The organism is Streptomyces krungchingensis (genome assembly GCF_054729265.1).
Window position 1 is genome coordinate 4246387 of sequence record NZ_JBPUKY010000001.1, and the last position, 14516, is coordinate 4260902.

Here is a 14516-nt window from a genome sequence, read left to right on the forward strand (position 1 = left end):
CGCTCACCACGTGCCGGACCGGCTCCCCGGTGCCTACGCCGTACCGCTCCGGTACCTACGCGTACCGGTAGATGGCGCTGTGGTCCTCCAGCGAGTCCGGAGTCACGCCCCACGGCGGCATCTTCTCGTGCCGGGCGACGATCCGGCCGTACTGCGACTCGCCCCGGGCCGGCGGCCGGTCGGGCAGGTACCGCGCGCCGCCGTGCCGCTTCTGCCAGCGTGACCACTGAAGGTCCACGAAGGCGTGGTGCAGCCAGAAGACGGGATCGTTCACGGAGGCGCCGCCGAGCATGTGCCCGCCGACCCAGCGGTGGACGCGGTTGTGGTTGCGCCAGGCCGAGCTGCCGGAACCGGAGCCCCACCCTTCGATCTTGTTGCGGAACCCGCGGGTGGACGTGGAGTTCCACGGGGACGTGTCGTAGACGCGTTCGTCCAATGCGGAGTTCAGCTCCTTCCGCGTGGGCAGCTGGATCGGATTGCGCGGGCGGCCGAGCTCGCGTGTGAGGAACGCGCCGTCGGTCACCCCTTCCTTGATCGTCCACTTGCCGTGCGCGTGGGCGAAGGGCCCGTTCATGACCTGCCGGTCCGAGCGCCGTCCGGTGCCGCCGAGCAGGTCCTCGGTCCAGGGCACCGACTTGGCCGTGCGGTCCCGCGTCCAGTCCCAGTACGGCACGCTCACCGACGGGTCCACGCGGCGCAGGGCCCGCTCCAGTTCCAGCAGGAACCGCCGGTGCCACGGGAGGAAGGACGGCGCCATGTGGGCCGCACGCAGTCGGCCGTCACCGTCGGAGACGTAGTACTCGACGTGCATGCGGACGAACTCGTCGTACTCGCCCCTGCGTTTGACCGCCAGCAGCGCGTCGACGAAGCGGCGCCGCTCCGTGCGGGTGAGCGTGCTGACGTCCTTACGCGTGTACACCATGGTGGTGACTGCTCCCCTCCGCGCCGCTCCGGCGAACGCCGTTCCCGGTGGCCCCGCTGTCTCCGGTGGCCCCGGTGACCCCGGTGACCCCGGTGGCCCCGGTGACCCCGGTGGCCCCGGCGTCCGTGCGCCCGAGGCCTCCGCGCCCGAGCGTGTCGCTCCCCAGGTCGCGTCCGCCGGCCCCGGGCCTGCCCAGGCCCATGTCCATGTCGCGCAGGTGCTCCGAGGGGCCGAGTCCGTCGACGGCCGCTCGGGCCGCGTCGAGCGGTGTCGGATACGACTCGTAGTGGTCGACCATGCTCATGTAGCTGCCGTCCGCGCGGCGCATCAGGTGCAGCGGACGGCCGTCGACGGTGACCTCCCATGCGCCGCCGGTCCCGTACGCGGCCCGGCCGTCGGAGCCGATCCTCGTCCCGAGGATGTGCCGGCCGCGGTACATCTCGTCGAACGACCTGTCCCCGGGGCGCAGGTCGCGCGAGGGCCGCGAGGCCGCGACGACCGGGGCCAGCGCGAGGGCGACGGCCGACACGAACAGGCCGCGCATGGCGCCTCGCCGTGTCACCGACCTCCCGTCGGACACTCGCCTCGACACCCGGCTCGGCACGCTGCCCGGCGCCTCGCCGGACGCCTCGGCCGACGCTCTCCTGACGAACATGGTTCTCTCCTAGGCGGATTCGGTCCGGATCAGTGGCGGCGGCGGGCCGGAGCCGGACACCCGGGCCTCGCCCCCTGCTGCGGCCAGGCCCCAGGGGTTTCGTCGAAGCCCCTCAGGAGCCCGACCCCGCCTCCACGTTCGCGGCGGGAGTCGTCCTGAGCAGCGGCGCGAGCACGGCGGCCTGGGGGAGCTTGGTGTCCGGGAGCCCGAAATGGTGGGGGTTCGGGGGACCGAGCGGGGCGTCCAGGGACAGTCCGGGGGTCAGCGTCCGCAGGCCGGTCGCGGGCGCGTCGACGCCGACGTGTTCGAGGCCGTCGCCGAGAACGTGCGGGAGGGACGTACGCAGGTCCGCCCCGGGCAGTCCGCCGCTGAGCGGCAGTTGCGGCAGGGCGCCTTCGGGGATCAGCCGTCCCTCGACGTACCGGGGGCCCTCGGGACTTCCGGGCGTCGGCAGCGGCAACTCCCCGGAGATCTTGGGGGCGGGCAGGTTGAGGGCGTTCTCGACACCTTCCAGGGGTACGGGGACCGGGACCGTGCCGGCCGCGACGGCGGGGGCCGCGGCGGCGGCGCCCACCGCTGCCACGACGCCGGTCATGACGGCGGCGAGAGTTCCTCGTGTGGTCGGCTTCATCTCAGGTACGGCCCTTTCAGGGTTCGGCGGGCTCAGCGTCCGTACCGCGTAACGATGCCGAGAACGCCACCAGTGCAAGATTCCCCCGACAGACGCAATAGTCAGCTCGTCCAGAAATCCCACCAACGGGTCAGGATCAGCATGCCGATGATGCCGATGTGCAGCAGCGGCGGGACCCAGGTGAACTCCGCGAGGAATTGACGGAGCCAGGCGGGTGCGGGCAGGAATTCATTTCGTACGTTGAATGACGTCACGTACCAGAACATGATGATCGTGGCGGCCCAGGCCAGGCAGCACCACAGGCAGAGCGCGCTGATGCGGTAGAGCGACTGGAACTGCAGCCAGGTGCAGAATCCGACGCCGAAGAGCGTGCCGGCGTTGAAGGTGAGCCAATACCAGCGCGGGAAGGTGGCGCGGGCGAGCAGGCTCATGCCGACGCAGATGACGATGCCGTACGTCACCAGTCCGAGCATCGGGTTGGGGAAGCCGAAGGCGGAGGCCTGGTCGCTCTTCATGATGTTGCCGCAGGAGACGACCGGGTTCAGGCTGCACCCGGGCACGAAGTTCGGGTTCTCCAGCAGTTTGAACTTGTCGATCGTGATGACCCAGGCGGCGAGCAGCCCGGCGGCTCCGGTGATCACCAGCATCAGGGCGAACGCGCGACTGCTGCCCGCGGTCCGTACGGACGCGCCGTCCTCGCCGTGTGTCCCCCGCCCCGCGGTGGACACCATCAGCCGCGCAGGGTGCGCGCGGGCAGGAGTACGTGCGCGGCGCTGAGCAGGGTCTCCTCGTCGCCCGCGAAGGCCGCCAGGCTCTCCGGCGCGACGGGCTTGCCGGGCTGCGCCTCGGGCCAGGCGCGGGTGGCGAACAGGAAGTAGGCGTAACCCCGTTCGGCCACGGCTGCGAGCCACTCCGGCGGCGCGACGCACTGGGCGTTGAGGTGCGGCATCGTGACGACGGCCTGACCGGCCTCGACGAGGAGGCTGAGCGGCAGGCTCGGCTTGCGCGAGGCGTCGAGGAGCGTCTCGCCGACGGGCAGCCCGTTGCTGGTGAGCAGCTGCTCGATGGCCGTCGCCGAGGCCTCGGGGCCGCCCGCGCCGTCACCCAGGGAATAGGCGAGGAGATAGGGCATGTCGCCGTCGGGGGTTTCACCGCTGAAGGCCATGACGGCGAGCGTGCCGAGGTCGGCGGCCCGGAAAGGGCGCGTTTCACTTGGGGTTGAAGTCACCGCGGAACCTTATCGACGCACCCGAACGGGTCGGGCCGGTTCATCACCCGCCCGGGGGATGACCGGAGGGTCGACCACACGAATGAGGGACGCTTCTCGAACAGCACGGAAGCGCCGGTCCCGCGTTTTCCGGCGCGAAAGGGCCGACTCCGCGATTCTGCGGAATCGGCCCTTTTCGTATCGCGTACGACGTCAGTCGGTGGCGCAGCCGTTGGCGCTCGCCGGGTTCAGCAGACCGATGACGCTGACGGAGTCGCCGCAGGCGTTCACCGGGACGTGCACGGGAACCTGGATCACGTTGCCGGAGACAAGGCCGGGGGAGTTGGCCGCGAGGCCCTCGGCACCGGTGTCGGCGACGGCGCTGCCGGCAGCGACACCCATGGCCATTCCGGCGGCGGCAAGAATGAGAGCGACCTTCTTGGCAGTGTTCATCATCAACCCTTTCCTGGGAGATTTGCCCCAAATCCTAGGGAAATCGCCGCAGGCCCCCTGGAAAAGACACGCGATGAAATGAACCGATCAGCCCTGGAGAGGAAGTCCGCCGAGGAGCTTCGCGGGGGTGCCGGAGGAGTTGACCGCCTTCGTGACGCCGTCCACGGAGTTGAGCAGCGAGCCCTTGTTCTCGGTGTCGAGCGCGTTCGACTGGTGCTGGAGGGGCATCAGGTCCTCGGCGTTGAGCGTGCGCTGACTGGTGATGGTCTCCAGGGCGCCGTTGAGGCTGCTGGGCGTGAGGTTGGAGGCATCGGCGGCAAAGGCGGGCGCGGCGGCACCAGCGACGACCACGGACCCGGCAACGACAGCGGCGGCCTTCAGGGACTTCATCGGGTTCCTTTCATCGGCAACTCAGGTCACCAGAGGGAATTCCTCTTCGCCCGGCTAACGAGCCCCGCTCCCGCCGGAAACCCCGCATGCAGAAAATTCCTGCACCCCACCCGAACGAACGGCGTGTCGCATTCTCATATAAAACAGCCGTCATGCCGACCGGAGACGGTCGGCATGACGGCAGGGTGGCGACTGCTTCGCCTCAGACACCGCTCCCCGGGCTCAGCGGGTGGGCAGGAGACCGCCCGTCGGCAGCGTGCTGGTGACGTCGGACGTGGGCAGCGTGCTCGTCACGCCGGACAGCGAGGGCAGACCCGGCAGGTTGGCCGCGGGGAGCCCGCCGCCGAGGACCGTGGCGACGACGAAGTTGACGAGGCCGGTGACCACGGCGGTGACCGCCGGCACGACCTGGGCGGGGTCGCCGGAGGTGGCGGCCTTGAGCAGCGCGTCGACCGCCGCCTGGAGTGCGGTCAGCGCGTCGCCCTTGAGGTCCATCTGCGCCTTGGCGGCCGGCGCCTTGCCGTCCTTGGCCTCGGCGCTCTTCGTCACCGAGGGCAGCGTGGTGGTGGTCGGCGTCGTGGTGTCGGGCAGCGCGACCGGCGGGGTCGCCGGGGCGGCTGCCGCGACCTTGGCGATGGCGTCCTTCACGGCCTGGCCGAGTTTCGTCGCCTGATCGGGGGTGAGCTGGCCGTTGTCCGCCTTGAGGACGGTGTTCAGCAGGTCGGTCACCGGGCTCAGTACGCCACCTATGTCGGCCAGGGACTGGACCTGCGCGAGAAGCGCGTCCGCGCCGGGGACGGGTGCCGCCGCCGTGTGGCTGGTGCCACGCGACGAGTCGCCGTCCGCGGCGATGGCGGCCGGAGCGGCGATCCCGAGCAGAAGCGTGGCACTGAGAGCGGTGGAGGCGATGCGTCGTGCGGGCAGAGCACGCATGGATGTTCCCTTCGATGTTTGGTCGAACCTGGAATCACCGTGAAAGCGGTTGTCGCCCTGTGCAACCGAACGACTGCTCTGCGTAGCGGCCTCGCGTCCATAACACCGTCATCGCCCCTGGTCAGGAGCCATGCGGGGGATTGCGGCACATTCCCCCCATTCGGGGCAACGCGAACCGGCCGCCCTCCGCTTCGGAGGACGGCCGGAAGGGTCCGCGTGGACGTCAGTCGTTGGCGCAGCGGTCGCCGAACGACGGGTTCAGCAGACCGATGACGTCGACCGTGTTGCCGCAGGCGTTGACCGGGACGTGCACGGGGACCTCCACGACATTGCCCGACAGGACGCCGGGGGACTGGACGGCCGCGCCGTTCGCCCCGCTGTCGGCGGCGGCGATACCGGCGGCACCGGCCACAGCGGCGGCGGCAACGGAGGTCAGGGCCAGGCCCTTCGCGATACGCGACATGGAGAAGTGCTCCTTGGAGATCGACACAACATCCGGGCGGGATGCCCGGCACAGAAAGTCAACGCGTGAGCCACGCGCGGGTTGTGCCCCGGAAGAGTGATGCCACAAAACGCGCAGCTTCACCATTCCGACACACTTCGATGGTTTCGACGACAAATGCGTATAGGGGGCTAGAGTCGGGCTCCTCCTGGCGCCGCTTGGAACCGGACGTCGGCCAGACGCCAACAGGCCTCCGAAGGACGGGGAGTCGACACGTATTCATGTGATGTACAGATTCCGACCGTCCGCTGATCCAGAACCTTTTCTCCCCGAAAGGGCATCGCCGGTCATGCGCCGTTCCCCGGGTCTTCCGCCGCACCGCACGCCGGTGGTCCGCTCGGCCCGCGCGGCGCTCCGGGCACCGGCCGGCACCGCGATCCGGTGCAGGGGTGACCAGTTGGCCTCCCGGATCGTTTCGCAGCGGGACGCGGCCTGGATCAGCGCACAGTTCGGCGCCGTCGACGCGAAGCAGTGACGCGCGCGCCTTTGCGCGCCGCCCGTGAGCAAGGAACCGCGCATGCAACTGTCAACCGACCCTCCGCCGCGGGTCCTTCACGTCACCCAGCCCGTCGACGGCGGGGTACCCCGGGTCGTCACGGACCTGGCGCGGGCCCAACTGGCCGCGGGTGCGCACGTCACGGTCGCCTGCCCGGACGACAGCCCCCTGGCCCGCTCGCTGCGGATGCTCGGCGCGGACGTACGGCACTGGCGGGCGACGCGTGCGCCGGGGCCGCGGTTGCCGCAGGAGGTGCGCCGGCTCGGCCGCCTCCTCGCGGGGGCGCGGCCCGACGTGGTGCACGCGCACAGCGCCAAGGCGGGGCTGGCCGTGCGGCTGGCCGTGCGCGGGCGGGTGCCCACCGTGTTCCAGCCGCACGCCTGGTCGTTCGAGGCCGTCGACGGGACGGCCGCCCGGCTGGCGGTGATCTGGGAGCGCTGGGGGGCGCGTTGGGCGTCGCGAGTGGTGTGCGTGAGCGAGGCGGAGCGCAGGACCGGCGTGCGCGCCGGAGTGCACGCGCAGTGGCAGGTGATCCCCAACGGCGTCGACACGGCACGTTTCCGTCCGGCCGACGCCCGCTCCGCGCGGGCCGGGCTTCCGCTGCTCGCCGGGGCCGGGGTGGATCCGCCGGCTCCTGTGGTGGTGTGCGTGGGGCGGCTGTGCCGGCAGAAGGGGCAGGACGTCCTGCTCGAGGCCTGGAGTTCGGTACTCCGGGAGATTCCCGGCGCCCGGCTCGTCCTGGTCGGCGACGGGCCGGACGCGGCGACGCTGCGGGCCGCGGCACCCGACGGCGTCCTCTTCGCAGGGGCCGCCGACGACACCGTGCCCTGGTACTCGGCCGCGGATCTCGTGGTCCTGCCGTCCCGGTGGGAGGGCATGGCGCTCGTTCCGCTGGAGGCCATGGCCTGCGGACGCCCCGTCCTCGTGACGGACGTGGACGGCGCCCGCGAGAGTCTGCCCCCGGCCCTCGCCACCCGCTGTCTGGTGCCGCCGCGGGCGCCCGGACCGCTCGCCGAGGCGATCGGCGCCCTGCTGCGCGACCCGCTCCTGCGCGACTCGCTCGGCCGCGAGGGACGCGACCACGTAACGACCACGCACGACGTGCGCCACATGACCGACGCGGTCGCGGAGGTGTACCGCGAACTGCTGACCGGCCGACGGGCACCGCACGCCGGGCGTGTCACGTGCGAGGACCACACCGAGTGCAGGGAGTCCATCCACACGTGACCGCGGAAAGCACCGTTCCCTCCCCCGGCGGCCAGCCCCGGGAGTACGGATTCTCGGCCGTCTCGGTCGTCCCCGCCCGCAGCGCGGACGGCGGCTTCAGATTCCCTGCCGGGCGGCGGCCGTCGGGCCGGCGGGCCGCGTGGCTGCCGCTGTTCACCGCGGACGCCGCCGCGGCTCTGCTCACGGGCCTCGCCCTCCCGCAGGTCCAGCGCCGGCCGCTGCTCCTCGGCGCGCTGCTGCTCGGCATGGTCGCCGTCAACGCGCGGTCGTCGCTGTACCGGCCCGAGCCGGTACCCGCCGTCCTCGACGAACTGCCCGCCCTGTGCGTGCGGATCACGGTCCTGTGGTGCGCGCTGGCCGCCGTCGTCGCGGCGCTCGCCCCGGCCGCCGCGCTGTCCGCCCCCACCCTCGCGGCGGGCTGCGCCCTCCAGTCGGCGACGAGCTGTGCGGGCCGCGCCACCGTGCACCGGCGGCGCCGCAGGACACTCCTGCTGCGCCCCGGCGCGGCCCTGGTGATCGGGCCCGTCGCGACGGCCCAGCGGGTGGCCGCCGCCTTCCTGCGCCATCCGCGCTGCGGTCTGCGGCCGGTGGGTGTCGTCTCCGACCGTGCGGCGGGAGGCGTCGGGCTGCCGGTCCTCACCACCGGCGAGGAGGTGCAGCGGGCGCTCATCCAGAACGGCGTACGGGCCGTGCTCGTCATCGAGCCCCGTGGCGAACGCGAGCCGCTGCTGCGGGCGTTGGCCGAAGCGGGGTGCGCCCTGTGGGAGGTCGACGCGGACTCGCCCGCGTACGACAGGGGCGGCCGGCACACGCTCGCCGGGTTCCCCTGCCGCCGGCTGTCCGTCGGGCGGCGACGCGGCGGAGTCGGCAAACGAACCCTCGACGTCGCCGTGTCCGGGACGCTGCTGCTGCTCGTCAGCCCGCTGCTGCTGATGTGCGCGGCGGCGCTGCGGCTGAGCGAGGGCCGCGGTGTGGTCTTCCGCCAGGAGCGCATCGGCAAGGACGGGCGGCCCTTCACCCTGCTGAAGTTCCGTACCCACCGGCCGGCCGACGCGCACGAGGCCGCGACCCGCTGGAGCGTCGCGAACGAACAGGAGATGAGCCGCTTCTGCCAGTTCCTCCGGCGTACCTCGCTCGACGAGCTGCTCCAGCTGTGGAACGTCTTCCGGGGCGACATGAGCCTGGTCGGGCCCCGGCCCGAACGGCCCTACTTCGTCGCGAAGTTCAGCCAGACCTATCCCGGCTACGCGGCCCGGCACCGCATGCCGACCGGCATGACCGGGCTCGCCCAGATCCACGGGCTGCGCGGCGACACCTCCATCGAGGACCGCTGCCGCTTCGACAACGCCTACATCGACAACTGGTCGCTGTGGCAGGACGTCTGCATCCTGCTGCGCACCGCCGCCTCGCTCGTACGCCCGACGGGGAGCTGAGCCCCTTGAGCCACGCCCTGCCCCTCACGCCGCTGGACACGTGCGTGTCCGCCGTCCGGCGCGCGCTGCCCGTCCTGCCCGCCATCGCGGTGATCGCCCTGCTCGGGCTGCCGCACGCACCCGGCACGGAGGGCGGCGCCACGCCCGCGGACGCCATGTCGGGCCTGCTCGTGGTGTGCTGCGCCGTACGGCTCCTGCGCGGCCGCCTGCGCCCCCTGTCCGGCACGGCCGCCCTGATCGTCGGGCTGCCCGTGGTCGGCATCGCGGTCTCCGCGGCCGATGCCGTGAGCCCGGGGGCGGGCCTCGCAGGGCTCGGCCGCTATCTGCAGATCTTCGTGCTCGTCCCGGCGGCCGTCCTGCTGTCGGTGCGCGACCGCGCCGACTTCCGGCTGCTGGCCTGGTCGTTCGTCGCCCTGGCCCTGTGGCAGGGGGCGGTCGGGGTGCATCAGTACGCCACCGGGACCGGGGCCACGTACATGGGCGAGGACATCCGGGCCGTGGGCACCTTCGGGTCCACGGACGTGATGGGCATGGCGACCGTGGTCTCCTTCGGGCTGGTGTGCGCGGTGGCGCTGGCGCTCAGGCCGTCCACGGCACCCGGTGGGCCGGGCGGGCACGGGTCCTGGGGGCGGTGCGCTGCCGTGGTGTGCGCCGTGGCGTTGTCGTTGCCGCTCGCGCTCTCGTTCAGCCGGGGAGCGTGGATCGCCACCGCCGCGACCTGCGGAACGCAGCTGGCGCTCGCCGGGGCGCGGCGCGCGGTGAAGGCGGGCGCCGCCGTGGCCGCCGCCGCGGTGATCCTGGTGGGCGGGTTCGGCGTCGGCACCGCGATGCTCCAGGAACGGATCAACAGCATCACCCAGGTCACCGACGCCCCGGACCAGTCGGTCGTCGACCGGTACACGATGTGGGCGGCGGCCGTGGACATGTGGCGCCAACGCCCGCTGACCGGGGTCGGTCTGAAGGGCTTCCCCGACCACCGCGACGGCCACGCGTCCCTCGCCCTGTCCTCCGGCAGCGAGGTCGGCGGCGCCGGCGAGGCGTACCACCGCCAGCCGCTGCTCTCCCCGCACAACATGTATCTGCTGGTGCTCGGCGAACAGGGGCTGATCGGGCTGCTCGCCCTCGCGGGCAGCTGGCTCGCGCTCCTGGTGTGCGCGCTGCGCGGACTCGTCCGGGTACGGCGCACCCCGTCCGGCCTCGACTGCGCGCTGGTCGCCTGCGGGCTGCTCGTCTGGCAGCTGACCGACTTCGTGTACGCGGACATCGGCGGGCCCTCGACCGTGCTGACGGGCCTCGTGCTCGGGCTGGCGGCCTGGTGGGCCCTGCTGGATCCCACGTCCACCACGGCACCGGCATACGCGTCCGCCGCGACGCCCGCCCCGGCGGAAGGAGCGACGGCACGATGACGGTGGATCCGCCCGGTCCAGGCACGGACGAACGCCCGGAGCCCGGCTCCACGCCCGAGAGCGTCCCCTCCGCCGACGGCGAGGGTACGGCCGGGCCGTGCGGCGAACTCCCCGCGGACCCGGCGCACGGCACGGTGCCCGTCACCGGGGCGGGGACGGCAGCCGAGACCGGGGCCGGCACCGGCGCGGCGGCGGGCGCCCCGGACCCGGCGCGAGCGGCCGGCATCGCACCCCGCTCGGCGGCCGACACCGCAAGCCCGGCGGACGCACACCGGGGCGGAGCGCCGAAAGCGACGGCGAACCAGGTCAGCGCGCCGGGCGCCGCGGAGGCGGGCCGGGTCGGTCCAGCCGGCGCGGCGGAGGTCGACCGGACTGGCATGGCTGAGGCCGACCAGGCCGGCGCGGCGCAGGCCTACCGGACCGGCGCAGCGGAGGCCGACAGGACCGGCACGGCGAAGGTCGACCGGACCAGCATGGCCGAGGCCGACCAGGCCGGCGCGGCCCAGGCCTACCGGACCGGCACGGCCCAGGCCGACCAGACCGGCGCGGCCCAGGCCTACCGGACCGGCACGGCCCAGGCCGACCAGACCGGCGCAGCGCAGACCTACCGGACCGGCACGGCCCAGGCCGACCAGACCGGCGCGGCGCAGGCCGGTGACGCGGCGGGCGGCGCGGGGGCCGGGCGTGCCGACGCCGGCTCGGTGCGCGCCTCGGTCCCCGTCCGCACCGTGAGCCCCCCGCGCACCCGGCCCCCCGTCGTGCTGCCCGCGGCCCGCAGAGCCGCTCCTGACGCCCCCGCCGAACCCCGGGAAACGGCCGCCGGCCGTTTCCTCGCCAAGGCCGCGCTCGTCACGATCGCCCTCTCCATCGCCGGGGCGCTGCTGGGCCTCGGCCGGGACCAGGCGCTGGCGCACCTGTTCGGGGCCGGTTCGGAGACGGACGCGTTCCTGGTGGCCTGGACGGTGCCGGAGTTCGCGGCGACGCTGCTGATCGAGGACGGTCTGGCCTTCGTACTCGTACCCGCGTTCAGCGTGGCCGTCGCGCGCCGCGCCCGGGGGACGGTCGGTGACCCCGTCCGCGCCCTGGTCGGCGCCACCCTGCCCCGGCTGTCGCTGGCCTTCATGGCCGCTTCCGGGGTGCTGGTCTTCGGGGCGCCCTACTTCGTCGAGGCACTGGCGCCCGGGCTGCCGGATCCCGGACTGGCCGTGGACTGCACACGGTTGACGGCGACCGGGGTGCTGAGCTTCGGGCTCGCCGGGTACTGCAGCGCGGTACTGCGGGCACACCATCGGTTCGTCGCGCCGGCAGCGATCTACGTGGCGTACAACGCGGCGATCATCACGTCGATGCTCGTGCTCGGCGGCCACTGGGGCGTGCGCTCCGCGGCCCTCGGAGTGGCGCTCGGCGGCGCGCTGATGGTGGGGGCGCAACTGCCCTCGCTGTGGCGGCAGCTCAGGGCCGGGAAGGCGCCCGGCGACGACCTCGCCGCCATGGCGCGGACAGACGACACGGGAGGCGGCGCGCAGGTCCGGCCGGTGGACCTGACACTGATCACGACGGTCCTGCTGTTCGCCCTGTGCCGGCAGTGCCAGGTCCTCGTCGAGCGCTACCTCGCGTCCTCGCTGCCCGCGGGCGCCATCTCGCATCTGAACTACGCCCAGAAAGTGGCCCAGATGCCGATGGTGCTCGCCCTGATGCTCTGCACGGTCACCTTCCCGGTGGTCGCGCGGGCACAGGCGGAGGGCGACACGGAGCAGGCCAGGGCGCGGGTGGAACGCGACCTGGCGCTCGTCTCCTGCACGGTGCTGCTCGGCGCCGCGGCGGTCGTCGCATGCGCTCCGCAGATCATCGAACTGCTCTTCCAGCGCGGGGCGTTCACCGCCCGGGACACGGCGGCCACCGCGTCGGTCATGCGCGTGTACACCCTGGGACTGCTCGGCCACACCCTGGTCGGCGCGCTGGTCCGTTCGTTCTTCTCGGCGGGACGGCCGACCTGGTACCCGCTGTTCGCGATGACGGTCGGGCTCGTCGTGACGTCCTGGGCCGGCGCGCTGACCGTCGGCGTCTGGGGGGTGCACGGGATCGCGGCCGCCAACGCCCTCGGCATCACGGTCAGCGCCGTGCTCCTGCTGTGCGGCACGGGCCCGCGCAGTGTGCCGATCCGGACCCGTCGTGTGGTGTCGGAGCTCGGCAAACCCGTACGGGCGGCGGCCGTCGCCGCCGTGGCGGGGGCGGTCGCCGCGAGCGGCACCCGTTCCCCCGTGCTCGGTCTCATGGTCGGCGGCACGGTCGTGACCGTCGTCTTCGCCCTGCTGGCCTGGGCCCTCAAGGTCCAGGCCTGCGCACCCGCATTCCGTTCCGTCACACGAAGGCTCCCGCATGTCCGTTTCCGCTGACAGCATCAGACGTACCGGCACGCACTCCCCCGAGACGCCGCCCTGGGTCGCGATGTACCACTCCGTGGGCGACTGTTCGGACGACCCGTACCGCATCACGGTCTCGCCGGACCGGCTCGACCGGCAGCTGGGCTGGCTGCGCCGCCGCGGTCTGCGCGGCGTGAGCATGGCCGACCTCCTGGCCGCCCACGCGCGCGGCGCCGCGCACGGCCTGGTGGGCCTGACATTCGACGACGGGTACGCCGACTTCGTCGAGACCGCGCTGCCGCTGCTGCGGCGCCACGACTGCGGCGCGACCCTGTTCGTGCTGCCGGGCCGGCTCGGCGGCGACAACGCGTGGGACCCGCTGGGCCCCCGCAAACCGCTCCTGGACAAGCAGGGCATCCGGCTGGCCGCCGCGTCCGAGGGCATCGAGGTCGGTTCGCACGGGCTCACCCATGTCGACCTGACCCGGGCGGACGACGCCCTGCTGCACGCGGAGGTCGCCGAAAGCAGGGCGGTGCTCGCGGAGTTGACCGGCGCTCCCGTCGACGGCTTCTGCTACCCGTACGGGACCGTCGACGGGCGGGTGGCCGACGCGGTCCGCGCCGCCGGATACGGGTACGCCTGCGCGATCGACCCCGGCCCGCTCACCGGACGGCACGCCCTGCCGCGCCTCCACATCGGCGAGAACGACAACGCCGTGCGCCTCCTGCTCAAGTACAAGCTGCACCGTCTGCGCCGGCGCCCGGTCGCGGGGCTCCGGTGAAGGCCCTGCACATCATCACCGGTCTCGGTGTCGGCGGGGCCGAGCAGCAACTGCGCCTGCTGCTCGGCCATCTGCCGGTCGACTGCGACGTGGTGACGCTCACCAACCCGGGCGCGGTCGCGGACGGGCTCGCCGACGACGGCGTGCGCGTCATCCACCTCGGCATGTCCGGCAACCGCGACCTGACCGCGCTGCCCCGCCTGGTGCGGGTGATCCGCGCGGGCGACTACGACCTCGTGCACACGCACCTGTACCGGGCCTGCGTGTACGGGCGGCTCGCCGCGCGGCTCGCCGGGGTCAAGGCGGTCGTCGCGACCGAACACTCGCTCGGCGACTCGCAGATGGAGGGGCGTCGGCTCAGTGCCGGCGTACGCGCGCTGTACCTGGCCAGCGAACGGCTGGGCCGGTCGACCGTCGCCGTCTCCCCTACCGTCGCCGCCCGGCTGCGGCGCTGGGGCGTGCCGGGGCCGCGCATCGAGATCGTGCCGAACGGCATCGACGTGGCCCGGTTCCGGTTCGACCCGGAACTGCGCGACCTCACCCGTCGCCGGCTGGGCCTGCCGGAGGGCGCGTACGTGGTCGGCGGGGTGGGCCGGCTCACGGCGGGCAAGCGGTTCGACGTGCTGATCCGCGCACTCGCCTCACTTCCGGACGACCACTGGCTGTTGCTGGTGGGCGGCGGCGCCGGGGAGAGCATGCTGCGGCGGGCGGCGCAGCGGGCCGGGGTGGCGGACCGGGTGCTGTTCACCGGTGAGCGCACCACCGGCGACTGCCCCGGAGCCGATCTGCCGTCGCTGATGGCGGCCATGGACGTCCTCGCCTCGCCCAGTGCGGAGGAGGCGTTCGGCCTCGCCGTCGTGGAGGCGCTGGCGGCCGGACTGCCCGTGCTGTACGTGTCCTGCCCGGCCGTCGAGGACCTGCCGCCGGACGCCACCGGCGGGGCCGTGCGGGTCCAGGGCGACACGGCGTCCTTCGTCGGCGGGCTGACCCGGCTCCGCGCGCGGGGCCCCGCCGCGCGCTCGGCGCCGGACGCCGCGCACCACTACTCCATCACCCGCAGCGCCGCGCAGCTCATGGACGTGTACGCGGCCGCCGTCTCGTGCACCTGACTGGGAGT

General features: G+C 73.2%; 17 protein-coding genes. 8 read left to right on the forward strand and 9 right to left on the reverse strand.

Translation table 11 applies throughout. The features are described 5' to 3' along the window. Nucleotides 1-55: 55 nt before the first annotated feature. Together ACSYGO_RS18745 and ACSYGO_RS18750 are read right to left on the reverse strand one after the other, a co-directional pair. On the reverse strand, nt 56-922 hold the full coding sequence (locus ACSYGO_RS18745; protein WP_432172068.1) for a tyrosinase family protein: 867 nt from the start codon (nt 920-922) through the stop codon (nt 56-58). After that, nucleotides 906-1466, reverse strand: coding sequence for a tyrosinase cofactor (locus ACSYGO_RS18750; protein WP_460387104.1), 561 nt, complete (start codon nt 1464-1466; stop codon nt 906-908). Before ACSYGO_RS18750 ends, ACSYGO_RS18745 begins: the two co-directional genes overlap by 17 nt. Between ACSYGO_RS18750 and ACSYGO_RS18755 the strand changes: the two genes are divergently transcribed. After that, the gene (locus tag ACSYGO_RS18755; protein WP_460387105.1) at nt 1465-1590 is read left to right on the forward strand and encodes a hypothetical protein; all 126 of its coding nucleotides are present in this window, start codon (nt 1465-1467) and stop codon (nt 1588-1590) included. The genes ACSYGO_RS18750 and ACSYGO_RS18755 overlap by 2 nt on opposite strands. A gap of 99 nt (nt 1591-1689) precedes the next feature. Here the strand turns inward: ACSYGO_RS18755 and ACSYGO_RS18760 are convergent, their stop codons facing one another. From ACSYGO_RS18760 to ACSYGO_RS18790, 7 genes are all read right to left on the reverse strand, one after another. After that, nucleotides 1690-2208: a hypothetical protein gene (locus tag ACSYGO_RS18760; protein WP_460387106.1), complete on the reverse strand. Its 519-nt coding sequence runs from the start codon at nt 2206-2208 to the stop codon at nt 1690-1692. A 101-nt stretch (nt 2209-2309) separates the two neighbouring features. Further along, the gene (locus tag ACSYGO_RS18765) at nt 2310-2939 is read right to left on the reverse strand and encodes a vitamin K epoxide reductase family protein (RefSeq protein ID WP_432172071.1); all 630 of its coding nucleotides are present in this window, start codon (nt 2937-2939) and stop codon (nt 2310-2312) included. Further along, nucleotides 2939-3436, reverse strand: coding sequence for a DUF5949 family protein (locus ACSYGO_RS18770; RefSeq protein ID WP_460387107.1), 498 nt, complete (start codon nt 3434-3436; stop codon nt 2939-2941). Before ACSYGO_RS18770 ends, ACSYGO_RS18765 begins: the two co-directional genes overlap by 1 nt. Before the next feature lie 192 nt (nt 3437-3628). Then, nucleotides 3629-3868, reverse strand: a complete 240-nt coding sequence (locus ACSYGO_RS18775; protein WP_426681221.1) for a chaplin — start codon at nt 3866-3868, stop codon at nt 3629-3631. A gap of 87 nt (nt 3869-3955) precedes the next feature. Further along, nucleotides 3956-4258: a hypothetical protein gene (locus ACSYGO_RS18780; RefSeq protein ID WP_426681147.1), complete on the reverse strand. Its 303-nt coding sequence runs from the start codon at nt 4256-4258 to the stop codon at nt 3956-3958. Nucleotides 4259-4480: 222 nt separating this feature from the next. Continuing rightward, on the reverse strand, nt 4481-5191 hold the full coding sequence (locus ACSYGO_RS18785; RefSeq protein WP_460387108.1) for a hypothetical protein: 711 nt from the start codon (nt 5189-5191) through the stop codon (nt 4481-4483). Between the two features lie 223 nt (nt 5192-5414). Further along, nucleotides 5415-5654, reverse strand: coding sequence for a chaplin (locus ACSYGO_RS18790; protein WP_095934480.1), 240 nt, complete (start codon nt 5652-5654; stop codon nt 5415-5417). A 328-nt stretch (nt 5655-5982) separates the two neighbouring features. Between ACSYGO_RS18790 and ACSYGO_RS18795 the strand changes: the two genes are divergently transcribed. The 7 genes from ACSYGO_RS18795 to ACSYGO_RS18825 all read left to right on the forward strand — a co-directional run bounded on the left by ACSYGO_RS18795 (nt 5983) and on the right by ACSYGO_RS18825 (nt 14508). Then, nucleotides 5983-6168, forward strand: coding sequence for a hypothetical protein (locus tag ACSYGO_RS18795; RefSeq protein WP_460387109.1), 186 nt, complete (start codon nt 5983-5985; stop codon nt 6166-6168). A gap of 42 nt (nt 6169-6210) precedes the next feature. Continuing rightward, entirely contained in the window at nt 6211-7416 is a 1206-nt protein-coding gene (locus ACSYGO_RS18800) for a glycosyltransferase (RefSeq protein WP_460387110.1), read from the forward strand. After that, the gene (locus ACSYGO_RS18805) at nt 7413-8849 is read left to right on the forward strand and encodes an exopolysaccharide biosynthesis polyprenyl glycosylphosphotransferase (RefSeq protein ID WP_460387111.1); all 1437 of its coding nucleotides are present in this window, start codon (nt 7413-7415) and stop codon (nt 8847-8849) included. Before ACSYGO_RS18800 ends, ACSYGO_RS18805 begins: the two co-directional genes overlap by 4 nt. Before the next feature lie 5 nt (nt 8850-8854). After that, nucleotides 8855-10255, forward strand: a complete 1401-nt coding sequence (locus ACSYGO_RS18810) for an O-antigen ligase family protein (RefSeq protein WP_460387112.1) — start codon at nt 8855-8857, stop codon at nt 10253-10255. Between the two features lie 377 nt (nt 10256-10632). Beyond that, nucleotides 10633-12651 (forward strand): murein biosynthesis integral membrane protein MurJ, encoded by a 2019-nt coding sequence (murJ, locus tag ACSYGO_RS18815; RefSeq protein ID WP_460389737.1) that lies wholly within the window; start codon nt 10633-10635, stop codon nt 12649-12651. Then, a complete protein-coding gene (locus ACSYGO_RS18820; protein ID WP_432186061.1) occupies nt 12635-13399 on the forward strand; it encodes a polysaccharide deacetylase family protein in 765 nt (254 codons plus the stop codon). Before murJ ends, ACSYGO_RS18820 begins: the two co-directional genes overlap by 17 nt. Further along, on the forward strand, nt 13396-14508 hold the full coding sequence (locus ACSYGO_RS18825) for a glycosyltransferase (protein ID WP_432186060.1): 1113 nt from the start codon (nt 13396-13398) through the stop codon (nt 14506-14508). Before ACSYGO_RS18820 ends, ACSYGO_RS18825 begins: the two co-directional genes overlap by 4 nt. The last annotated feature ends 8 nt before the right edge of the window (nt 14509-14516 follow it).